Raw genomic sequence first — 19,517 nt, 5'->3', positions numbered from 1 at the left:
CTGGTTCGTTCTTCCGGTGTGCGGGCAGGCTGAGACCTCGCCTGCTTGCGCACGGTTTGTTGTGTTCTGTGCCCTTTTTTCGGGCAGGCGTGGGCCCCGTGGGACCCGTGGTGCAGCAAGGCCCGCCAGGGGGCCGGGTGCCGGCGCCTCCTAGGGCGCGGCGGCGGCGACGGGCACGCAGGCGCCGTCCGCCTCGGGGACGGGCCGTTCCGCGCGGAGTTCCGCGATGGCGGCCTCGAAGTCTTCCAGTCCGTCGTAGGCCTGGTACACGCTGGCGAAGCGCAGGAAGGCGACCACGTCGAGTTCCTTGAGCGGGCCGAGTATGGCCAGCCCGACGTCGTGGGTGGTCAGCTCGGCGTTGCCGGTGGCGCGCACGCACTCCTCGACCCGCTGGCCGAGCTGGGCGAGGGCGTCCTCGGTGACCGGGCGGCCCTGACAGGCCTTGCGGACGCCGGTGATGACCTTCTCCCGGGAGAAGGGCTCGGTGACCCCGCTGCGCTTGATGACCATCAGCGCGGCCGTCTCCACGGTGGTGAAGCGGCGGCCGCAGTCCGGGCACTGCCGACGACGGCGGATCGAGCTGCCGTCCTCATTGGTCCGGCTGTCGACAACACGGCTGTCGGAATGCCGGCAGAAGGGGCAGTGCACCTGAGGATCCCTCCCTGGCAGGACGTGCGGACCTGTTGAGTCTATGCGATGCGACCCCGGCCTCGGCAAGCTGATCATGCGCCGTAACCACTAGTACTGGGCACGGAGAGGACTGTAGCCACTAGATGTAGGTCTCCGGGGGAAGCGACACCCCTGGCGTGTCGGCACCGATTAGACTGCCGAGGTCGAGATCCGCTCGAACATTTACTCGATGCACGACCTCGATGTACAGCAAAGCCTTGATCGAGTCAGCCAACTCTCGAATAATTCACTCGAACGTGTGTTTGGCGCAACCTTTCGATAGGAGGGGCGTTGGGCTGGAAAAGGGGAGAGGACAGCCGTCGAGAGGGGCCGCCGTGAACACCATCGAAAGCAACACCATCCCGGTGCAGGAACACTCCCAGTTCAAGGTGGGGCAGCGCACCACGAATCAGCAGAGCGTGGACATCAGCATGGACCGTAGCGAAGACCAGCGCCTCTCCGGCCCGGCCCTTTCCAGTACGGGCCGCGTTCCCGACCAGCCGATCGAACACTCCCCCGCGCTCGACGACGCCCACCAGGCGCCCACCCGCGCGCTGCCCGGCCGCCCCCCCGGCATCCGCACCGACGAGGCCGGTCTCACCGAGCGCCAGCGCCGCGTGATCGAGGTCATCCGGGATTCCGTCCAGCGCCGCGGCTACCCGCCGTCCATGCGCGAGATCGGCCAGGCCGTCGGCCTGTCCAGCACCTCCTCGGTCGCCCACCAGCTGATGGCCCTGGAACGCAAGGGCTTCCTGCGCCGCGACCCGCACCGCCCGCGCGCCTACGAGGTCCGCGGCGTCGAGGTGGCCCGCCCGAACACCGCCGAGACGGCCGGCCGGCCGTCCACCTCGTACGTGCCGCTGGTCGGCCGGATCGCCGCCGGTGGCCCGATCCTGGCCGAGCAGACGGTCGAGGACGTCTTCCCGCTGCCTCGCCAGCTGGTCGGCGAGGGCGAGCTGTTCGCGCTCACCGTGCGCGGCGACTCGATGATCGAGGCGGCCATCTGCGACGGCGACTGGGTCACCGTGCGCCGCCAGCCGGTCGCCGAGAACGGCGACATCGTGGCCGCGATGATCGACGGCGAGGCCACGGTCAAGCGGCTCAAGCGCGAGGACGGCCGGATCTGGCTGATGCCGCACAACCCGGCGTACGAGCCGATCAACGGCGACAACGCCACCATCCTGGGCAAGGTCGTCGCGGTCCTGCGCCGCCTCTGACGCCTCGCGCGCACCCAGCGGGAAGGGGCTCCACCGCGCGGTCGCGGGGAGCCCCTCCGGCGTCTCCGGGGGCTTCCGGGCCCCGCCTCGGCCCCGGGGGCGAGGCGGGGCGGGCTGGACGGCCCCCCGGATCACCGCACCGCTCAGCCCCGCTTCACCACCGGCTTGACCGGCGGCGCCGAGGCGTCGATCGCCGCCAGCGAGCGGCGCACCTGATTGCGGTCCGTGGTGTACCAGAACTCCGGCATCGAGGAGCGGAAGAAGCTCCCGTACCGCTTGGTCTCCACCCGCGGGTCGAGCACCGCGACCACGCCCCGGTCCTCGGCCGCGCGCACCAGCCGGCCGGCGCCCTGCGCCATCAGCAGCGCCGCGTGCGTCGCCGCGACGGCCATGAAGCCGTTCCCGCCGCGCTGTTCGACGTCCTTCTGGCGGGCGCTCATCAGCGGGTCGTCCGGCCGGGGGAACGGGATGCGGTCCATCACGACCAGCTGGCAGGCCGAGCCCGGCACGTCCACGCCCTGCCAGAGCGAGAGCGTGCCGAACAGGCAGGTGGACGCGTCCGAGGCGAACTCCCGGATCAACTCGCCCAGGGTGTCCTCCCCCTGGAGCAGGATCCGGTTGTCCAGCCGCTCCCGCAGCGCCTCGGCGGCCGTCTGGGCGCCGCGCATCGAGGAGAACAGGCCCAGCGTGCGCCCGCCGGCCGCGCCGATCAGCTCGGCCAACTCGTCCAGCATGTCCGGCCGTTCGGGATCGCGGCCGGGATCTGCGAGGTGCCGGGCGACGTACAGGATGCCCTGCTTGGGGTACTTGAACGGCGAGCCGACGTCGATGCCGCGCCAGTGCGGCACCGCATCCTCGCCGAACCCGGACCCGGAACCGGAACCGGAACCGGAACCAGCCGAAGGATTGTCCCCGGGGGTGCGCTGGTCCGGCAGCCGGGAGTCCGAGGGCAGGCCGACGGAGGCGGCGACGCCGTTGAAGTCCCCGCCGAGCTTGAGGGTGGCCGAGGTGAGCACCACCGAGCGCTCCTTGTAGAGGCCCTCGCGCAGCAGCCCGGAGACGCTGAGCGGCGCGACCCGCAGCGAGCCGGTGCCCATGCCGAAGCGGTCGCTGCGCTCGATCCAGACCACGTCGTACTCGGAGTCCTCCAGCAGCCGCTCGGCGGTCTCGTGCAGCGACTCGGCGGAGGCCATCGCCTGCTTGCGGACGGCGTCCTCGTCGCTGAGCCCCTTGTCACGGGTCTCGCCGAGCGAGCTGATCACCTGGCGGGCCGCGTCCCGGATCGAGGTGACCGCGTACGCCAGGTACTCGGGCAGTTCCTCGACCCGGCCGGGCTGGGCGGTCTCCATCAGGCCGTGGTAGTTCTCGGCGGCGGCCTGCAAGGCGTCCACGGCCTTCTCGTTGGCGAGCCGGGCGGCGCGCTTGACCGCCCGGTTGACCGCGCCGACGGTCAGCTCGGCGGTGGCCGCGCCGGTGACCCGGTTGACCAGCTCGTGCGCCTCGTCGACGATCAGCAGCCCGTGCTCGGGCAGCACCGGCGCGCCCTCGATCGCGTCGATCGCGAGCATCGCGTGGTTGGTGACCACGACGTCGGCGAGCTTGGCCCGCTCCCGGGCCTTCTCGGCGAAGCACTCCTGCCCGTACGCGCAGCGGGTGGCGCCCAGGCACTCCTTGGAGGTGACCGCCAGCTGGGCCCAGGCTTTGTCGGAGACGCCGGGGCTGAGGTCGTCCCGGTCCCCGGTGTCGGTCTCGTCGGCCCACTCGCGCAGTCGCAGCACGTCCTGCCCGAGCTTGCTGGCGGGCCCGCCGAGCGCCTCGGCCGCGTCGAACAGGCCCTCGCCCTCGTCGCTCGGGGTGCCCTCGTTGGCCCGGTGCAGGCACAGGTAGTTGGAGCGGCCCTTGAGCATCGCGAACAGCGGGCGGCGGCGCAGCACCGGGTGCAGCGCCTCGACCGTGCGCGGCAAGTCCCGTTCGACGAGCTGGCGTTGCAGCGCCAGGGTGGCGGTGGCGACCACCACGCGGTCCCCGTGGGCGAGCGCGGGCACCAGGTAGGCGAGGGACTTCCCGGTACCGGTGCCGGCCTGGACGAGCAGGTGCTCGGCGTTGTCGACGGCGTCGGCGACGGCCTCGGCCATCCGGACCTGACCGGGGCGCTCGACGCCGCCGACGGCCGCCACCGCGGCGTGCAGCAGGTCGGGGATGCGGGAGCGCGGAACGGCGACGGCTTCCTCGACGTCGGCGGCGGCGCCGCCGTCCTCGCCAGGGAGCTCGGTCTCGCCGGGGAGCTGGGTTTCGGAGTCGTTCGTCATGACCCTCCCAGCCTACGGGGCGGGGGTGACAATCCGGCTCCGTCGTCCGGGAAGATCCGCCTCCAGGGTCACCAGGGCGTTGGGGACGGTCCCGTACCGGGCGGCGTGCGGGCGGTGCGGGCGGTCCTGGTAGCCGTCGAGCAGCAGCCGGTTGCGGTTGAGGCAGAGCCGGTCGATCCGCGGCCGGAACAGGTCGAACAGCTCGAAGCGCTCGCCCAGGCCGGGGAAGCGGTCCTGGTAGCGGCGGATCTCGGCCCGCAGCAGGGCCCAGAACTCGGCCTCGGGCAGCCCGGTCTGCGCCTCCAGCAGCGGGGCGAGGTAGCGCAGGACGCCGATGAACAGCCCGGAGTGGAGGAACTGGCAGAGCCCCTGCGGGCCGTCCCGCAGCAGGACGTCGTCGACCTCGGCGGGCAGGTCGCGCAGTTCGGGCAGGTCCTGGTCGCTGAGGTTGACGTCGTCGACGAAGTCCTTGACCGCGAGCCTGGTCGGCGCGTCGTGCTCGTCGAAGACGACGATGGCGTTCTCGCCGTGCGGGGAGAAGACCAGCCCGTACCGGTAGAGGAAGTGCAGCAGCGGCGGCAGCACCGCGCCGAACAGCCGACCGGTCCAGGCGGCGGGGGTGAGCCCGGAGCGGGCGATCAGTTCGGCGGCGAGCGCCCGGCCGTCGGAGCCGGTCTGCAGCAGGGCGGCCAGGGTGCGGGCGCGTTCGCCGCCGGCCAGGAAGGGGCCGAGGGGTTCTCGCCAGATCGCGCCGAGGAGTTCCTTGTACTGGTAGGGCGCCTCGGGCAGCTCGCGGTAGAGCGGGTGGTCGACGGTGACGGAGGCGATCTCGCCGAGCAGGATCACCCGGCACTCGTCGCGCAGGTACGGGTCGGCGTCGCGCAGGCCGTGGATCCAGGCGGTGACGGCGGGCGCGGCGAGGGTGCGTTCGGTGGGCAGGCCGCGCCAGACCAGGGTGTTGAGGACGGACAGCGGCAGTTTGACGGTGCAGCGCTCGGGGTGGGCGGTGTTGAAGAAGGAGCGGATGGACTGCTGGGGCAGCCGTGGGTCGCCGTCGGAGGGCAGCGGGACGATCTCGCCGGAGGCGATCCAGGGCGCGAACAGCGGGACGATCGTCTCGTCCCACTGCCAGGGGTGGACGGGCAGCAGCAGGTAGTCGTCGGCGGCCGGGCCGAGGGCGGCGCGCAGCGCGTCCGGGTCGTCGAGTTCGCGGGCGTACAGCTGCTCGGGCCGCTCCAGGCCGGGCACGCCGCGGTACTCGGCGAGCCGGCGGTGGACGGCGATCCAGGGCAGCGGGCGCGGGGTGCGGGCCTCCGGGGCCCAGCGGGCGGCGTCGGTGGCGGAGAAGCCGATCCGGCCCTTGTTGGGGACGATCCAGGGGTGGCCGTCCTGGCGGCCCTCCAGGGCGGGGTGGTCGAGGTCGGCGAGTTCGGCGGCGGTGAGCGCGGTGGCGAGCTGGTGCGCGTCGGCGGTCAGGGTGGCGGTGAGTTCGCGGATCAGGTGGCCGGTGGTCTCGCCGCGCAGGCCGAGGGCGTGCCGGGCGTGCGGGAGGAAGCGCAGCGGGTCGAGGCCGTCCGGGTCGGAGCAGTGGACCGACTCCGGGTCGACCCGCCAGCTCCCGTACGCGCCGCGGCTGGCGGTGAAGCGGTACTCGGCCTCGGGCAGCCAGAGCAGGTACTCGCCGTCGGTGGCGGCGCGGACGGGCGTGAGCAGTTCCTCGTAGGCGAACTCGCCGAGCATCTTGGCCAGCAGGGCGCGCCCGGCCCGCCGCCAGTGCCCGGCGGTCAGGTGCGGGGGCAGGTACAACGGCGGTTCAGCGGCCGACGGTTGCGGCACGGGTCAGCTCCTGGGGACGGGGGACGGTGGGGGTGCTCTCGGTGGGGGTGCCCTCGGCGGCAGCGGCGACAGCGGCGGCGCCGCCCGCGGCGGGGGCGGTCCCGGGCGGCGCGAAGCCGGTCCAGGCGGTGCGGGTGGGCAGCCGGTGGACGGTCCGGCCGGTGACGGCGTTGAGGATCACGGCGGCCCGGTGGGCGCCGAGTCCCAGGTCGGGGACGCCGACGCCGTGGGTGTGCAGTTCGGCGTTCTGGACGTAGAGGCCGCCGGTGAGTTCGGGCCGGGTGGCGACCCGGTGGTCGAGGTCGACCCGGTAGCGCCCGTCCCGGTCCCAGTCGATCAGCCGGGCGAGCGGTTCGAGCGCGGCCGGCCGGGCGGCCCGGTAGCCGGTGGCGAGCACCACGGCGTCGGTGCGCAGGACGTGTTCGGCACCGGAGTCGCCGTGCCGGCAGTGCAGTTCGAGGCCGCCGCAGGGGCCGGGGCGGGCTTCGGTGACGGCGGTGCCGGGGGTGATGTCGACCGGGGCGGCGTCGATCGGGCGGCCGATGGTGCGTTCGTAGAGGTGGTCGTGGATCTCGGCGAGGGTTTCGGCGCTGGCGGCCTTGTGGAGTTGCCACTGGGCGGCGACCAGCGCGTCCCGGACGGGTTCGGGCAGGCTGTGGAAGTAGCGGGTGTAGTCGGGGGTGAAGTGCTCCAGGCCGAGTTTGGAGTACTCCATCGGTGCGAGCGCCCTGGTCCGGGTGAGCCAGCGCAGCCGGACGCCGTCGCCGTCGTGGCGGCGGAGCAGGTCGAGGAAGACCTCGGCGCCGGACTGCCCGCTGCCGACCACGGTGATGTCCCGGGCGCCGGCGAGGTCGTCGCGGCGGTCCAGGTAGTCGGCGGAGTGGAAGGCGCGCGGGTGGCCGTCGAGGGCGGTGAAGGCCTCGGGCAGGACGGGTCGGGTGCCGACGCCGAGGGCGAGGTTGCGGGCGTGCACCTCGGTCCGCCGCCCGGTCGCGGTGTCGGTCAGCTCGGCCCGGAAGTGCGTGGCTTCCCAGTGCAGGGCGGTGACCTCGGTGCCGAAGCGGCAGTTGGCGAGGCGTTCGGCGGCCCAGCGGCAGTAGTGGTCGTACTCGCGGCGGGGCAGTTGGAAGCGCTCGGCGAAGTAGAACGGGAACAGCCGGTCCTGGTCGCGCAGGTAGTTGAGGAAGGACCACGGGTTGGTCGGGTCGACGAGGGAGACCAGGTCGGCGAGGAACGGCACCTGCATCCGGGCCCCGTCCACCAGCATGCCGGGGTGCCAGCGGAACTCCGGGCGCTGGTCGCAGAAGAGCGTGCGCAGGCCGGGGACGGGCGCGGCGAGCGCGGCGAGCGAGAGGTTGAAGGGGCCGATGCCGACGCCGAGCAGGTCGTACGGCGGCTGGGGTGCTGGGGTGTCCACGGGGGTGTCCTAGACGACGAAGGGGACGCGGGCGCGGACCATCAGGGCGGCGCGCTTGTCGGGCAGGTCGAGTTCGGTTTGCAGCCGGAATCCGGCCCGTTCGAAGGCCCGGACGGAGCGCCGGTTGCGGACGTCCGGTTCGGCGACGACCCGTTCGCAGCGGGGCCGTCGCCGCAGGATCCGCTCGGCGAGGGCGGCCAGCAGGACGGCGCCGAGGCCCCGGCCGCGGCTCTCGGCGGGGCCGAGCAGGAGGTGCACGCCGGTGTCGTGCGGCCGGGCCGGGTAGTGCCGGGCGAGCGGGTCGAGGTCGGCGCGGTAGACCTCCCAGTAGCTCGTCGGGGCGCCGTCGAGCAGGCCGAGGCAGGGCACGCTGCGGCCGTCGCCGTCGAGTTGGGCCCGGAGGTGCCGTTCGGTGGCGTCGGGCGGCCCGGAGAGCTGCCAGAACGCGGCGATCTCGGGGTCGTTCATCCACCCGGCGAGCAGGTCCAGGTCGGCGGGCAGCCGGACCGGGCTGAGCCGGAACTCGCCGGCCGGGGTGGGGATCGCGCCCCATCCCGGCGGGTCGTCGAGCAGGCTCATGCGCCCGCCAGCGGGTTGGGGACGTCCACGTAGACGGACTGGGTGGCGACCGGGCCGACGAGTTCGTCCAGGCCGTTGATCCGGGTGAGCAGGTTGGCCTTGCACGGCAGGGTGGGCGCGTCGAGCAGCATCCCGGGCAGCGCCGAGCCGGTGGCGGCGGCCCGCGGGCCGGCCAGGAAGCGGCGCAGCCCGGCCAGCAGCACGGTCTCGTCGGCGAGCCCCTGGCTTCCGAAGGCTCCGACCAGGCCGAGGACGTGGTTGATGCCGAGGTAGTAGGCGAAGTGGTGGTCGATCACCTCGTCGGGCAGGAAGGTGTCGCTGTGCTCGCCGAGCCCGGGCAGCCGCGCGGTGAGCCGGTCGGCGGCGCTCTCCCGGTAGTAGTAGCCCTGGTTGTCGCGGTAGCGGCCGCCGCTGGGCCAGCCGTCGGCGTCGAGCAGGACGAGGCTGTTCTGCTGGTGCGCCTCCAGGGCGATGCCGGCCGTGCCGTCCAGCCAGAGGACGGGCAGCACGACGGCGTCCAGGTAGCGCAGGAACCATTCGGCGGCGACGGTCTGCAGCGGGCGGCCGCAGCGGACGGCGAGCGCCCGCAGGGTGTCGCCGAGCCGGGACGGCACGGTGTCGCCGGTGCCGAGCGGCTGTTCGGCGACCAGCCCGGCGACGCACAGCGCGCGGTCGGCGGGGGCGAAGGGCTGGGCGCGCAGCACGGTGTCCAGGCCGCCCGGGTCGCCGAGGGCGGGGTGGTCGACGCCGATCCAGGCCGGGTCGCGGACGATGTCGAAGCCGGGGTGGGCGCGGTGCCATTCGGCGGCCAGGCCGCTCTCCAGCAGCCGGTGCACCTCCAGGCCGCGGTGGAGTTCCTTGCGCAGGTTCTCCCGGCGAGAGTTGGTGATCCGCAGGCCGAGCGAGAGCTTGAGCATCCAGGGGGTGCCGGGGCGGTAGACGGTGCGCACCGAGGAGGTGGGGTACCAGGGTTCGCCGGCCGGGCCGAGGTCGTGCAGCAGCCCGTCGGCGAGCAGGGCGGCGACGGCCGGGCGGTGGGCGAGTTCGCGGGCCTGCCAGGGGTGCAGCGGCAGGGCGGCGGTGCCGGGCGGCAGGGTGGCGTGGCCGCCGAGCAGGTCCGCGGTGATCCGGTCGGCGCTCTCGGTGAGGGCGGAGCCGGCGGCGAGCAGGTCGCGGTGGACCGCGTACCAGTGGAGTTGGAAGGAGCCGTGCAGTTCGGGCGAGTAGGCGACGCTCTGGGCCGGGCCGAGGCCGTCGCGGCTCTTCGGGGTGGGGTGCAGCGGGTGGCCGAGCAGCAGGGACTGTTCGGCGGCGAGGAAGTGCGAGCGTTCCGGGCCGCCGACGGGGGCGGCGGTGCGGCGGTGGGCGAGGATGTCGGCGGTGCGGACGACCGAGTCGGCGACCCGGGCGGCGAGGTCGGCGACCTGCCCGGGGTCGGGGCGGTCGGCGGCCGCGGCGGCAAGCAGCGCGGCGGTGGTGACGGCGTCCACGGGGGCGTCGGCGGTGCCCTCCCCGGCGGAGAGGACGGCGGGGCCGAACCGGTGCCAACCACCGGACGACCAGTAGCGGACGGGGGCGGAGAGCCGGGCGGCGCCGCCGAGGACGGCGATCCGCAGCCGACCGTCGGGGCCGGGGCGGGCGCCGGTCTCGCGCGTCCAGCAGCGCAGCAGGGCTTCCAGTGCGGCCTGTTCGGCGGCGACGGCGGGGTCCGGGTGCAGCAGCGGATCGGGCTCGGCCGGCCGGTCCGCGTGCAGCAGCGGGGCGGGCGGGGCTCCGGTGAGGGCGGTGCTCAAGGCTGCTCCTTGGGGCGCGTGGGGGTGCGGACGCGCGCGGGTGGTGGAGAGGATCGGCGGGCGCTCGCACCGTCGCGTCAGGTAAGGGTTACCTATCCCTGACGGGTGATCACAAGGTCTGCTCACTCGTCCGGGTGAAGATCGGGGATTGTCCGCATCCGGCGCGCGGGGCCCTGCTGGGCCGACGGACCGGCCGCGGCCACGTCACGGATCGGTGACCTCCGGTCAGGGACGCAACCCGGGGGGCGGCCGCCGCCGTCCTGGTGACCGGTGGAAGACTCCACAGCGGCGAGTCGCCGCACGACAGCCCGATCGAGCACAGGGGGAAGCGCACACATGCCATCGATCCACCGGTCAGCCATGGCCGTCGCCCTCGTCACGGGGACGCTGCTCGCGGCGAGCGCCTGCGGGCCGGACGGCCCGGCGGGCGACGGGGGCGGCACCGCCGCGCCGCCGCCCGCGTCCAGCGCCGCCGCCCCCGGGGGCGGCGTGATCGGCGGGATCACCCTCCCGTCGGGCATCCCGACCAGCCTGCTGGAGGGCCTGCCGAAGTCCTGGGACGACCTGAAGAAGTGGAAGTTCGAGGACTGGGACTCGTGGGCGTCCAAGCACGTCTTCAACAACCCGGTGGTGAAAGACTTCTGGAACCCGGACAAGATGGGCGACTCCAAGCCCGCCGATCCGGCCCCGCCCACCGCCAAGCCGGCCGCCGACAACGGCGTGACGGACCCGGACCCGCCGGTGGTCAAGGCCGTGCCGGTGCCCCGCCCGTACCTCAAGCAGCCGTCCGGGAAGGTGTTCTTCAGCGCCCAGGGCGGCCGGGGCAACTGCTCGGCGACGGTGATCACCGACCCGCAGCACCCGGGCAGGAGCAACCTGGTCTGGACGGCCGGCCACTGCGTGCACGCGGGCAAGGGCGGCGACTTCTTCAAGGACCTGGTCTTCGTGCCCGCCTACAACAACTCGGGCGCCTCCAGCGGCGGCAAGAAGGCCCCGCTGTCCGAACTGGCCCCGCTGGGCACCTGGTGGGCCGACCTCGTCACCACCTCGCCGCAGTGGATGGTCGAGGGCGGCGGCACCGGTGACGCCGCGAACCAGTACGACTTCGCCGTCATGCGGGTGCACAACCAGAACGACTCCGGCAAGTCGCTGGAGGAGACGGTCGGTTCGGCCGTCCCGGTCTGGTTCGACGCCCCGCGCGACAAGGTGTCCGTCGCGGCGGTCGGCTACCCGCTCTACAAGCCGTTCGACGGCCAGGAGCTGTACAAGTGCGACGGCGGCAAGCCGACCCGGCTGTCGTTCGACGCCAAGCGCCCGTCGATGCTCACCATCGGCTGCAACATGACCCAGGGCTCCAGCGGCGGCGGCTGGTTCGCCACCATGCCGGACGGGAAGACCGCCCTGGTCAGCAACACGTCCATCGGCACCGAGGACCACACCTCGCTGAGCGGCCCGTACCTGGAGACGGTCGCCAAGCAGGCGCTGGACTGGATCTCCAAGAAGCCGTAGGCCCTCTCCGGTCGGACCGGACCAAGCCGTACGGGCGGCGGAGGCCGCCCCCGGGGGACGATGCAGCATGCCGAAGCACACCGGCCGCGGACCGCGGCGCCGATCCGGACCGACCGGCGCCGCGGTGCTCGCCGTGCTCGCGCTCGCCGCGACCGCCTGCGGGCCGGACGACTCCGGCGCCGCGGCGGCCGCGCCGCCGCCCGCCCTCCCCACCTCGGCGCCCACCAGCCTGGGCGACCTGACGGGCTGGAAGGTGGAGGACTGGGCCCGGTTCGTCTCCGGCAGCGGCTTCGCCAACGAGGTGGCCCCGAGCTTCTGGTCGACCACCCGGATGGCCGCCGCCAAGGGCCGGCCCACCCCGGAGTACCCGCTCACCGCCGCACCGGACGGCGACCGGCCGGACGCGCCGCCCGCGGCCGTCGCGGCCACGCCGCAGCCGCACCCGTACGGCCCGGCCACCGCCGTGGTCGGCCGGCTCTTCGTCACCACGCCCCAGGGCGACGCGGCCTGCTCCGCGACGGTGGTCTCCGACCCGGCCAACCCGGGCCGCAGCAACCTCGTCTACACCGCCGCGCACTGCCTGCACGACGGCAAGGGCGGCGGCTGGCTGCGGAACATCACCTTCGTGCCCGGTTTCAACCGGGACGGCCAGGCCGCCCGCGGCAAACCGCTCACCGAGCAGCAGGCGGCCCCGTACGGCCGGTGGGCGGCGGTGCGCGCGCTGGTGTCGCCGACCTGGCTCGGGGAGGGCGGCGTCGGCGCCCACCACCAGTACGACTACGGGATCATCCGGGTGCGCGGCGAGGGCGGCTCCGGCGCGTCGCTGGAGGAGGCGGTCGGCGCCTCGGTCCCGGTCTGGTTCAACGCCCCGCGCGAGCAGATCGGCTCGGCGGCCGCGTACGGCTACCCGACCGATCGGCCGTCCGACGGCCTGGAGCTCTCCCGCTGCGAGTCCCCGGCCCCGCCGGCCAGGCTGTCCCCCGACCGGAGCCGCCCGCCGATGTACGTCACCGGCTGCACCCTGACCGGCGGCTCCAGCGGCGGCGGCTGGTTCATCACCAAGGACGGCAAGCCCAACCTGATCAGCGTCACCGCGATCGGCAGTCGCAACCCGCCCGGGTACCTGGCCGGCCCCTCGCTCCAGGACCAGGCGAAGCAGGCCTTCGACTACTTCGCCAAGAACGTGAAGTAGCCCGCACGCCCGCACGCACACCCGCACGCACACCCGGACCAGCCCCCGCCCGGCCCCGCACGCGAAGGGCCCCCGGACGCTCGCGCGATGCCCGACGGCAACACGGTCACGTCCGGGGGCCCTTCATCGGCCCGTCGCCTCAGACCTGCAGCGCCACCGCGTAGCGCTCCAGCTCGGCGGCCAGCTCGGCCGGCACCTTGGCGTGCAGCAGCGTGCCCTCGCCGGTGTGCTCGGTGCCGAGCAGCTCGCCCTCGGCGTGCACCCGGGAGACCAGCCCGCCCTGGGTGTAGGGCACCAGGGCCCGCACCTCGATCGCCGGGCGCGGCAGCTCGTCGTCGATGAGCTTCAGCAGCTCCTCGATGCCCTCGCCGCTGCGGGCCGACACCACGATGGCGTGCGGCTCGCGGCGCAGCAGGCGCTGCAGCACGTGCGGGTCGGCGGCGTCCGCCTTGTTGATCACCACGATCTCCGGCACGTTCTGCGCGTCGACCGAGACGATGACCTCGCGGACGGCGGCCAGCTGCGTCTCCGGCTCGGGGTGCGAGCCGTCGACCACGTGCAGGATGAGGTCCGCGTCGGCGACCTCCTCCATCGTCGAGCGGAAGGCCTCGACCAGGTGGTGCGGCAGGTGCCGGACGAAGCCGACGGTGTCGGCCAGGGTGTAGAGCCGCCCGCTCGGGGTCTGGGCCCGGCGCACGGTCGGGTCCAGGGTGGCGAACAGGGAGTTCTCCACCAGGACGCCCGCCCCGGTGAGCCGGTTGAGCAGGGAGGACTTGCCGGCGTTGGTGTACCCGGCGATGGCCACCGACGGCACCTGGTGGCGCTTGCGCTCCTGGCGCTTGGTGTCGCGGCCCTTCTTCATCTCGGCGATCTCGCGGCGGAGCTTCGCCATCTTCTCGCGGATCCGGCGCCGGTCGGTCTCGATCTTGGTCTCACCGGGACCACGGGTCGCCATGCCGCCGCCGGACGAGCCGGCGCCGCCACCACCCATCTGCCGGGACAGCGACTGACCCCAGCCGCGCAGGCGCGGCAGCATGTACTGCATCTGCGCGAGCGAGACCTGCGCCTTGCCCTCCCGGGACTTGGCGTGCTGGGCGAAGATGTCCAGGATCAGGGCCGTCCGGTCGACGACCTTGACCTTGACCACGTCCTCCAGGTGGATCAGCTGGCCGGGGGTGAGCTCACCGTCGCAGACCACGGTGTCGGCGCCGGTGGCCGCCACGATGTCGCGCAGTTCCTTCGCCTTGCCGGAGCCGATGTAGGTGGCCGCGTCGGGCTTGTCGCGGCGCTGGATCACGCCGTCCAGCACCTGGGAGCCGGCCGTCTCGGCGAGGGCGGCGAGCTCGGCCATCGAGTTCTCCGCCTCCTCCAGGGTGCCGTCCGTCCAGACGCCGACGAGCACCACGCGCTCCAGGCGGAGCTGGCGGTACTCGACCTCGGTGACGTCTTCGAGTTCGGTGGAGAGGCCGGCGACGCGGCGCAGGGCGGCACGCTCGCTGCGGTCGTACTGGTCGCCGTCGTAGTGGTGGCCGCGGTCCTCGTCGATGGCCGCGAGGTCCTCGTCCATGAGGGCTTCCGCCCGCAGACCGTTCAGGCGGCGCGGGGCGTCGGCGTGGTCGCGGGTGTCGGACGTGGAGGTCATTCTGTCCTTTGGTCGCTGGTGCGGATGGCCTGTGGGGACCGCTCTGTGCGGTCCCACCCGGAGTCTGCCCAGCTGCCGCCCCGGTTACCGCCGGGCGAGGTGAGCTACCCCTCAGGTCCTCGGGTGCCGTCGGGGCTCCTGTGCCCTGAGAACGCCGTGGACCGGCCGTGAATTCCCCATGATGGTCCCACGCCCGGCGCGGACCGGTCATCCCCATTTTCCCCGGGGTGGCGGGCCCCGCCGGTGTCCGGGGCCTGCGGCCGGCTGACGTCGTACACCCCGGAGACCTTGAGCATCGCCCGCATCAGCGCGGGCAGCGCGGCCGGCTCGGGCAGTTCGACGGTGTAGGTGTGCCGGACCCGCAGCTCCTGCGGCGGTTCGACCTCGGCCGAGACGATGCCGACGTCCTCGGCGGAGATGGCCGCCGTGAGGTCGGCGAGCAGCCGGGGCCGGTTGAGCGCCTCGGCCCGCAGGGTGGCCCGGTGGCCGGCCGCCGGGGTGCCCTCCGGCCGCCAGCGGACCTCCAGCTCGGCGCGCCCGTCCGCGCGCATCCGCTCCCCGGCCGGACAGCCGGTGCGGTGCACGGCGACGGCTCCGCCGCGGATCGGGTAGCCGGCCACCTCGTCCGGCGGCACGGGCGTGCAGCAGCGGGCCAGCCGGACCGGCGCCCCGGGCCGGCCGGCCACCGCGACCGGGGTCGGCCGGCGCTCGGTGGCGCGGTGCGCGGGCGGGGCGGGCTGGCCGCTGGAGGGGCCGGTGCGCACCGCCGGGAGCCGGGCCGGGTGGTCGGCGAGCCAGCGTTCGATGGCCAGCCGGGCGGCCGGGGTCCGGGCGTGCGCGAGCCACTCGGGCGCGGGCCCGGAGGGTTCGGCGGGGCGCGGCCCGTCCTCGGTGAGCACCGTCCCGGTGGGCACGGCCTCGGTGAGCACGGCGAGCAGGTCGCCGTCCTGCAGGACGGTGGAGAGCGCGGTGAGCCGGCCGTTGACCCGGGCCCCGATGCACCGGTGGCCGGTCTCCTCGCCGAGCAGGTAGGCGGCGTCCACACAGGTGGCGCCGGCCCTCAGCTGAAGCGTTTCGCCGCTCTCCGTCACGACGGTGATCTCGCGGTCGCCGGCCAGGTCGGCGGTGAGAGCGGACCAGAAGGCGTCCGGGTCGGGCGTCTCCTGCTGCCACTCCAGCAGCCGGCTGAGCCAGCCGGGCCGGGCCGGGTCGGTGCGGTCGAGTTCGTCGGCGTCCTGGACCGCGCCGGCCGGCTCCGGGTCGCCGAGCGCGACCACCCCGGTCTCGGCGACCTCGTGCATCCGCCGGGTGCGCACCAGCACCTCGACGACCGTGCCGCCGCTGAGCGCCACGGCGGTGTGCAGCGACTGATAGAGGTTGAACTTGGGGGCGGCGACGAAGTCCTTGAACTCGCCGGGCAGCGGCGTCCAGCAGGTGTGCAGCTCGCCGAGCACGGCGTAGCAGTCGGCGTTCTCCTCGACGACCACCAGCAGCCGCCCGAAGTCGGCGGGCTGCGGCCCCTGCGGCCGCCCGTCCGGGCCGGGCGCGGCGGCCCGCTTGAGCAGCACCCGGTGCAGCGACACGCAGTGCCGGGGGCGGACGGTGACCTCGGCGGCCACCCCGGTCTCGGACAGCTGGCGGGCCAGCAGCCGGGCGAACGGGGCCAGCAGGGTGTCCGGCCGGCCCTCGTGACCGGCCATCAGGGCCCGGGTGCGGGCGTGCTCCTCGGGGTGCAGGGTGGCGAAGACGATGTCCTCCAGCTCCGCCTTGAGCACCTGGATGCCGAGCCGTTCGGCCAGCGGGATCAGCACGTCCCGGGTGACCTTGGCGATCCGCACCTGGCTGGCCGGTTTCATGTGCCGGATGGTGCGCATGTTGTGCAGCCGGTCGGCGAGCTTGATCACCATCACCCGGACGTCGTCGCCGGTGGCGACCAGCATCTTGCGGAAGGTCTCGGCCTCGGCGGCGGCGCCGAAGTCGACCTTCTCCAGTTTCGTCACCCCGTCGACCAGGTAGGCGACTTCGGGTCCGAAGCCGGCGCTCACCTGGTCGAGCGTCAACTCGGTGTCCTCGACGGTGTCGTGGAGCAGCGAGGCGACCAAGGTGGTCGTCCCGGCGCCGAGTTGGGCCAGGATCATGGTGACGGCGAGCGGGTGGGTGATGTACGGCCCGCCGCTCTTGCGCTTCTGGCCCCGGTGGCTGGCCTCGGCGAGCCGGTAGGCCCGGGCGAGCAGGCCGAGGTCGGCCTGCGGATGGTGCTCTCGGTGGACCCGGACGAGCGGTTCGAGGGCGTCCGGGACGGGCGGCCGGCCGGTGGCCAGCAGGGCGGCCCGCCCGGCCCGGCCGAGCGCGGCCCGGCCGAGCTCCCCCAGGGGCCGCCTGGCCCCGGCTTGCCGTGCGGACGTCGGCTGCCCCGTCAGGGACTGCCCGGCTTCGATGGTCATCGGCGCACCTCCGGCAGCGATCACCGGCCGCCACCCCGCCGAGGGGCGCCTTCCCGGTGGTCCATGCTACCGAGCAGAGCACGTTCCGCGATGCCTTGCTTCCCGTCCGCGACACGCGTCACTCGAACGGGCGGATTCACCGCCGCGCGAAATGGGCAAACCGGGCCGTCAGTTGTCCGAGCCTCGCCCCAGACGTGTCAGACCCGCCCCAGTTCGGCCCACCAGCGGGCGTCGATCTCACCGGCGGCCACGATGACCGCCGGGCCGGTCTTCTCGATCCGGCCGTCCGGGTGCTCGGTGATGACCAGTCGGCCGCCCGGCACGTCCACGGTGTAGGTGGCGGGCTCGCCGGTGACCGCCGGGTCGACGCCGTCCCGGCGGATGGCGGCCACCGCGACGGCGCAGGTGCCGGTCCCGCAGGAGCGGGTCTCGCCGGAGCCGCGCTCGTACACCCGCATGGCGACGTGCCGCGGCCCGACGTCCACCACGAACTCGACGTTCACGCCCTCCGGGTAGGCCCCTTCGGGGCTGGTCAGCGGCGCGGACAGCAGGTCCCCGGCGTGGTCGAGGCTGTCCACGAAGGCCACCGCGTGCGGGTTGCCCATGTTGACGTTCAGTGCGGGCCAGCGCCGTGCGCCGACCGTGACCTCGACGCCGTCCGGCCCGGGCAGCCGGGCCCGGCCCATGTCGACGGTGACCTCGCCGGGCGTCCCGTCCCCGGCGTCCTCGGCGACCCGCACCGTCCGGACCCCGGCGCGGGTGGCGACCGCGAACTCGCCGGGCTCGGCCAGTCCGGCCTCGACCAGGTAGCGGGCGAAGACCCGCACGCCGTTGCCGCACATCTCGGCGATGCTGCCGTCGGAGTTGCGGTAGTCCATGAACCACTCGGCCCGGTCGGCCTGGTCGGCGGCGACCGGCTCGGCGGCGGAGCGCACCACGCGCAGCAGCCCGTCCCCGCCGATGCCGGCTCGCCGGTCGCACAGCGCGGCGACGGCCGCGGGGCCGATCTCCAGCACGCCGTCCGGGTCCGGGACGATGACGAAGTCGTTCTGGGTGCCGTGCCCCTTGAAGAAGGGGACGCCGACCGGCTGCGGGGAGGATGCGCTCACCCTCCCGATGGTACTGAACGGGCGCACCGGCCACCCGGGCGGTCCGACCGGTGGATGGGCGCGGGCAGCCGAGGGCCGACACCGGCAGCCGACGCGTCAGCGCAGGTAGGCGACCCGCCAGACGGCCAGCGCACAGGCCACCAGGGCGATCAGGGTGTAGAGCGCGATCGCCTTCCAGCCGGCCCGCTGCCCGGAGCCGCGGCGCGGCAGGCCCGGCCACTTGTACCCGGCGTGCCGGGCGGCCATCGCCCCCCAGCCGACCGAGGCGGCGGTGAGCAGCAGCCCGAGCATGCCGACCATGGTGGCGCGCGCCCCGGCCGAGCCGAAGGCGAGCGGGAAGGCGAACATCAGCGAGCCGAGGATGCCCAGCAGGGCGATCGGCAGGGTCTGCCACCAGCGGAGCCGGCGCAGCGGTCGGATCTCCCGCTCGTGCACCGCGCCCGCCGGGGTGCGGTTGTCCAGGGCGGGCAGTGCGACCGCGTAGGAGGTGGGTGCCTCCAGGCCGGTCAGCACGGGGAGGTCACCCCTCGTCGACTCGTCGGCCGGTGCGGTGACACTCCCGCTCTGGCCGGGTTCGGGGCCGGTACCCGTCGACACGCGGCCTCCCCTGACAGTTCGACACGAGCGGACTCGCGGTCGGGCACGGTCGGCCCGCGCGGCCGACCCCTACGCCTTCGATGATGGCATGTCCAGACGGGCGTTCCGGGCCTGACCGGCGTCGACGGGTGATCCGTGGCCATCACGTGATCGGGCCGTGACCGCCGGTTCGTCCTGCACGGCCACCTGCGCGCGCAGGTGCACCGCCGGATTGGCCGGAACCCGCCTACCCGACCGGACTCTCCTGACGGTCGATCAGCTCCAGGGAGCGTTCCAGCAGCTCGACGGGGTCGGTGCCGGCCGGCCGGGACAGCCAGTGGATCCGACCGTCACGGCGGAACCAGGACTCCTGACGGCGGGCGAAGCGCTTGGTGGCCCGGACGGTCTCGGCCCGTGCCTCGTCCTCGGTGCACTCGCCGGCGAAGTGGTCCAGCACCTGCTGGTAGCCGAGCGCCCGGGAGGCCGTCCGCCCCTCCCGCAGCCCGACCCGCTCCAGCGCGCGCACCTCGTCCAGCAGTCCGGCCCGCCACATCAGGTCGACCCGCAGCGTGATCCGCTCGTCCAGTTCGGGGCGCGGCACCGCGACCCCGATCTGCACCGCGTCGTAGACGGCGGTGTTGCCGGGCAGGTTCGCGGTGAACGGCTGCCCGGTGATCTCGATGACCTCCAGCGCGCGGACGATCCGCCGCCCGTTGCCGGTCAGGATCGCCTCCGCGGCCGCCGGGTCCAGCTCGGCCAGCCGCCGGTGCAGCGCGAGCGGGCCGGCCTCCTCCAGCTCGGCCTCCAGCCGGGCCCGGACCGCCGGGTCGGTGCCGGGGAACTCCATCTCGTCGATCGCCGCCCGGACGTACAGCCCGGAGCCGCCGACCAGGACGGGCGTGCGCCCGGCCGCGAGCAGCCGGTCGATCTCGGCCCGGGCCAGCCGCTGGTACTCGGCGACGCTGGCGGCCTCGGTGACGTCCCAGACGTCCAGCAGGTGGTGCGGCACGCCGCCGCGCTCGGCGGGGGTGAGCTTGGCGGTGCCGATGTCCATGCCCCGGTACAGCTGCATCGAGTCGGTGTTGATCACCTCGCCGCCGAGGCTGCGGGCGATGGCGACGGCCAGGTCGGACTTGCCGGCGGCGGTCGCGCCGACGATGCAGACCACTCGGGGCTGGGCGGCGCGGGACTGGTCGGTACGGGAGCTGCTCACCGCTCCAGTCTC

14 protein-coding genes are annotated in these 19,517 nt (G+C 74.1%); 3 read left to right on the top strand and 11 right to left on the bottom strand.

Annotation, left to right across the window (positions count from 1 at the left end):
- Nucleotides 1-150 precede the first annotated feature (150 nt).
- A complete protein-coding gene (gene nrdR / locus OG556_RS23315) occupies nt 151-648 on the bottom strand; it encodes a transcriptional regulator NrdR (RefSeq protein ID WP_371519000.1) in 498 nt (165 codons plus the stop codon).
- Nucleotides 649-1,100: 452 nt separating this feature from the next.
- On the opposite strand from nrdR, the gene lexA reads away from it, so the two are divergent.
- Nucleotides 1,101-1,886, top strand: a complete 786-nt coding sequence (lexA, locus tag OG556_RS23310) for a transcriptional repressor LexA (protein WP_371522837.1) — start codon at nt 1,101-1,103, stop codon at nt 1,884-1,886.
- Nucleotides 1,887-2,029: 143 nt separating this feature from the next.
- Here lexA and OG556_RS23305 read toward each other — a convergent pair whose 3' ends face one another.
- From OG556_RS23305 to OG556_RS23285, 5 genes are read right to left on the bottom strand one after another with little or no spacing between them, the layout of a single operon-like run.
- Nucleotides 2,030-4,195: an ATP-dependent DNA helicase gene (locus OG556_RS23305; RefSeq protein ID WP_371518998.1), complete on the bottom strand. Its 2,166-nt coding sequence runs from the start codon at nt 4,193-4,195 to the stop codon at nt 2,030-2,032.
- Nucleotides 4,196-4,207: 12 nt separating this feature from the next.
- Nucleotides 4,208-6,031, bottom strand: a complete 1,824-nt coding sequence (locus OG556_RS23300; protein ID WP_371518994.1) for an IucA/IucC family siderophore biosynthesis protein — start codon at nt 6,029-6,031, stop codon at nt 4,208-4,210.
- The gene (locus OG556_RS23295; protein ID WP_371518991.1) at nt 6,009-7,448 is read right to left on the bottom strand and encodes a lysine N(6)-hydroxylase/L-ornithine N(5)-oxygenase family protein; all 1,440 of its coding nucleotides are present in this window, start codon (nt 7,446-7,448) and stop codon (nt 6,009-6,011) included. The genes OG556_RS23300 and OG556_RS23295 overlap by 23 nt, the downstream gene beginning before the upstream one ends.
- Before the next feature lie 9 nt (nt 7,449-7,457).
- The gene (locus tag OG556_RS23290) at nt 7,458-8,027 is read right to left on the bottom strand and encodes a GNAT family N-acetyltransferase (RefSeq protein WP_371518989.1); all 570 of its coding nucleotides are present in this window, start codon (nt 8,025-8,027) and stop codon (nt 7,458-7,460) included.
- Nucleotides 8,024-9,820, bottom strand: coding sequence for an IucA/IucC family siderophore biosynthesis protein (locus OG556_RS23285; protein WP_371518986.1), 1,797 nt, complete (start codon nt 9,818-9,820; stop codon nt 8,024-8,026). The genes OG556_RS23290 and OG556_RS23285 overlap by 4 nt, the downstream gene beginning before the upstream one ends.
- A gap of 336 nt (nt 9,821-10,156) precedes the next feature.
- Between OG556_RS23285 and OG556_RS23280 the strand changes: the two genes are divergently transcribed.
- On the top strand, nt 10,157-11,329 hold the full coding sequence (locus OG556_RS23280) for a serine protease (RefSeq protein ID WP_371518984.1): 1,173 nt from the start codon (nt 10,157-10,159) through the stop codon (nt 11,327-11,329).
- Between the two features lie 67 nt (nt 11,330-11,396).
- On the top strand, nt 11,397-12,521 hold the full coding sequence (locus tag OG556_RS23275; RefSeq protein WP_371518982.1) for a serine protease: 1,125 nt from the start codon (nt 11,397-11,399) through the stop codon (nt 12,519-12,521).
- 139 nt (nt 12,522-12,660) lie between these two features.
- Here the strand turns inward: OG556_RS23275 and hflX are convergent, their stop codons facing one another.
- The 5 genes from hflX to miaA form a co-directional block, all read right to left on the bottom strand.
- Nucleotides 12,661-14,163, bottom strand: a complete 1,503-nt coding sequence (hflX, locus tag OG556_RS23270) for a GTPase HflX (protein ID WP_371518981.1) — start codon at nt 14,161-14,163, stop codon at nt 12,661-12,663.
- Nucleotides 14,164-14,267: 104 nt separating this feature from the next.
- On the bottom strand, nt 14,268-16,607 hold the full coding sequence (locus OG556_RS23265) for a bifunctional (p)ppGpp synthetase/guanosine-3',5'-bis(diphosphate) 3'-pyrophosphohydrolase (RefSeq protein WP_371518978.1): 2,340 nt from the start codon (nt 16,605-16,607) through the stop codon (nt 14,268-14,270).
- Between the two features lie 197 nt (nt 16,608-16,804).
- Nucleotides 16,805-17,716, bottom strand: a complete 912-nt coding sequence (dapF, locus tag OG556_RS23260; RefSeq protein WP_371518977.1) for a diaminopimelate epimerase — start codon at nt 17,714-17,716, stop codon at nt 16,805-16,807.
- A gap of 96 nt (nt 17,717-17,812) precedes the next feature.
- Complete coding sequence (locus tag OG556_RS23255) at nt 17,813-18,313, bottom strand: hypothetical protein (protein ID WP_063349335.1); 501 nt, start codon at nt 18,311-18,313, stop codon at nt 17,813-17,815.
- Nucleotides 18,314-18,539: 226 nt separating this feature from the next.
- Entirely contained in the window at nt 18,540-19,505 is a 966-nt protein-coding gene (gene miaA, locus OG556_RS23250) for a tRNA (adenosine(37)-N6)-dimethylallyltransferase MiaA (protein WP_371518976.1), read from the bottom strand.
- Nucleotides 19,506-19,517 lie beyond the last annotated feature (12 nt).

This window comes from Kitasatospora sp. NBC_01300 (assembly GCF_041435235.1).
In the GTDB taxonomy this organism is placed as follows: Bacteria; Actinomycetota; Actinomycetes; order Streptomycetales; family Streptomycetaceae; genus Kitasatospora.
Note: the sequence above shows the minus strand (reverse complement) of the source record. Positions and strands in the feature narration are given on the sequence as shown.

Bases quoted from the DNA above. Each gene is read 5' to 3' on its own strand.
- lexA (WP_371522837.1), top strand. From the start codon at position 1,101: ATGGACCGTAGCGAAGACCAGCGCCTCTCCGGCCCGGCCCTTTCCAGT.
- OG556_RS23305 (WP_371518998.1), bottom strand. From the start codon at position 4,195: ATGACGAACGACTCCGAAACCCAGCTCCCCGGCGAGACCGAGCTCCCT.
- OG556_RS23290 (WP_371518989.1), bottom strand. From the start codon at position 8,027: ATGAGCCTGCTCGACGACCCGCCGGGATGGGGCGCGATCCCCACCCCG.
- OG556_RS23280 (WP_371518984.1), top strand. From the start codon at position 10,157: ATGCCATCGATCCACCGGTCAGCCATGGCCGTCGCCCTCGTCACGGGG.
- OG556_RS23275 (WP_371518982.1), top strand. From the start codon at position 11,397: ATGCCGAAGCACACCGGCCGCGGACCGCGGCGCCGATCCGGACCGACC.
- hflX (WP_371518981.1), bottom strand. From the start codon at position 14,163: ATGACCTCCACGTCCGACACCCGCGACCACGCCGACGCCCCGCGCCGC.
- OG556_RS23265 (WP_371518978.1), bottom strand. From the start codon at position 16,607: ATGACCATCGAAGCCGGGCAGTCCCTGACGGGGCAGCCGACGTCCGCA.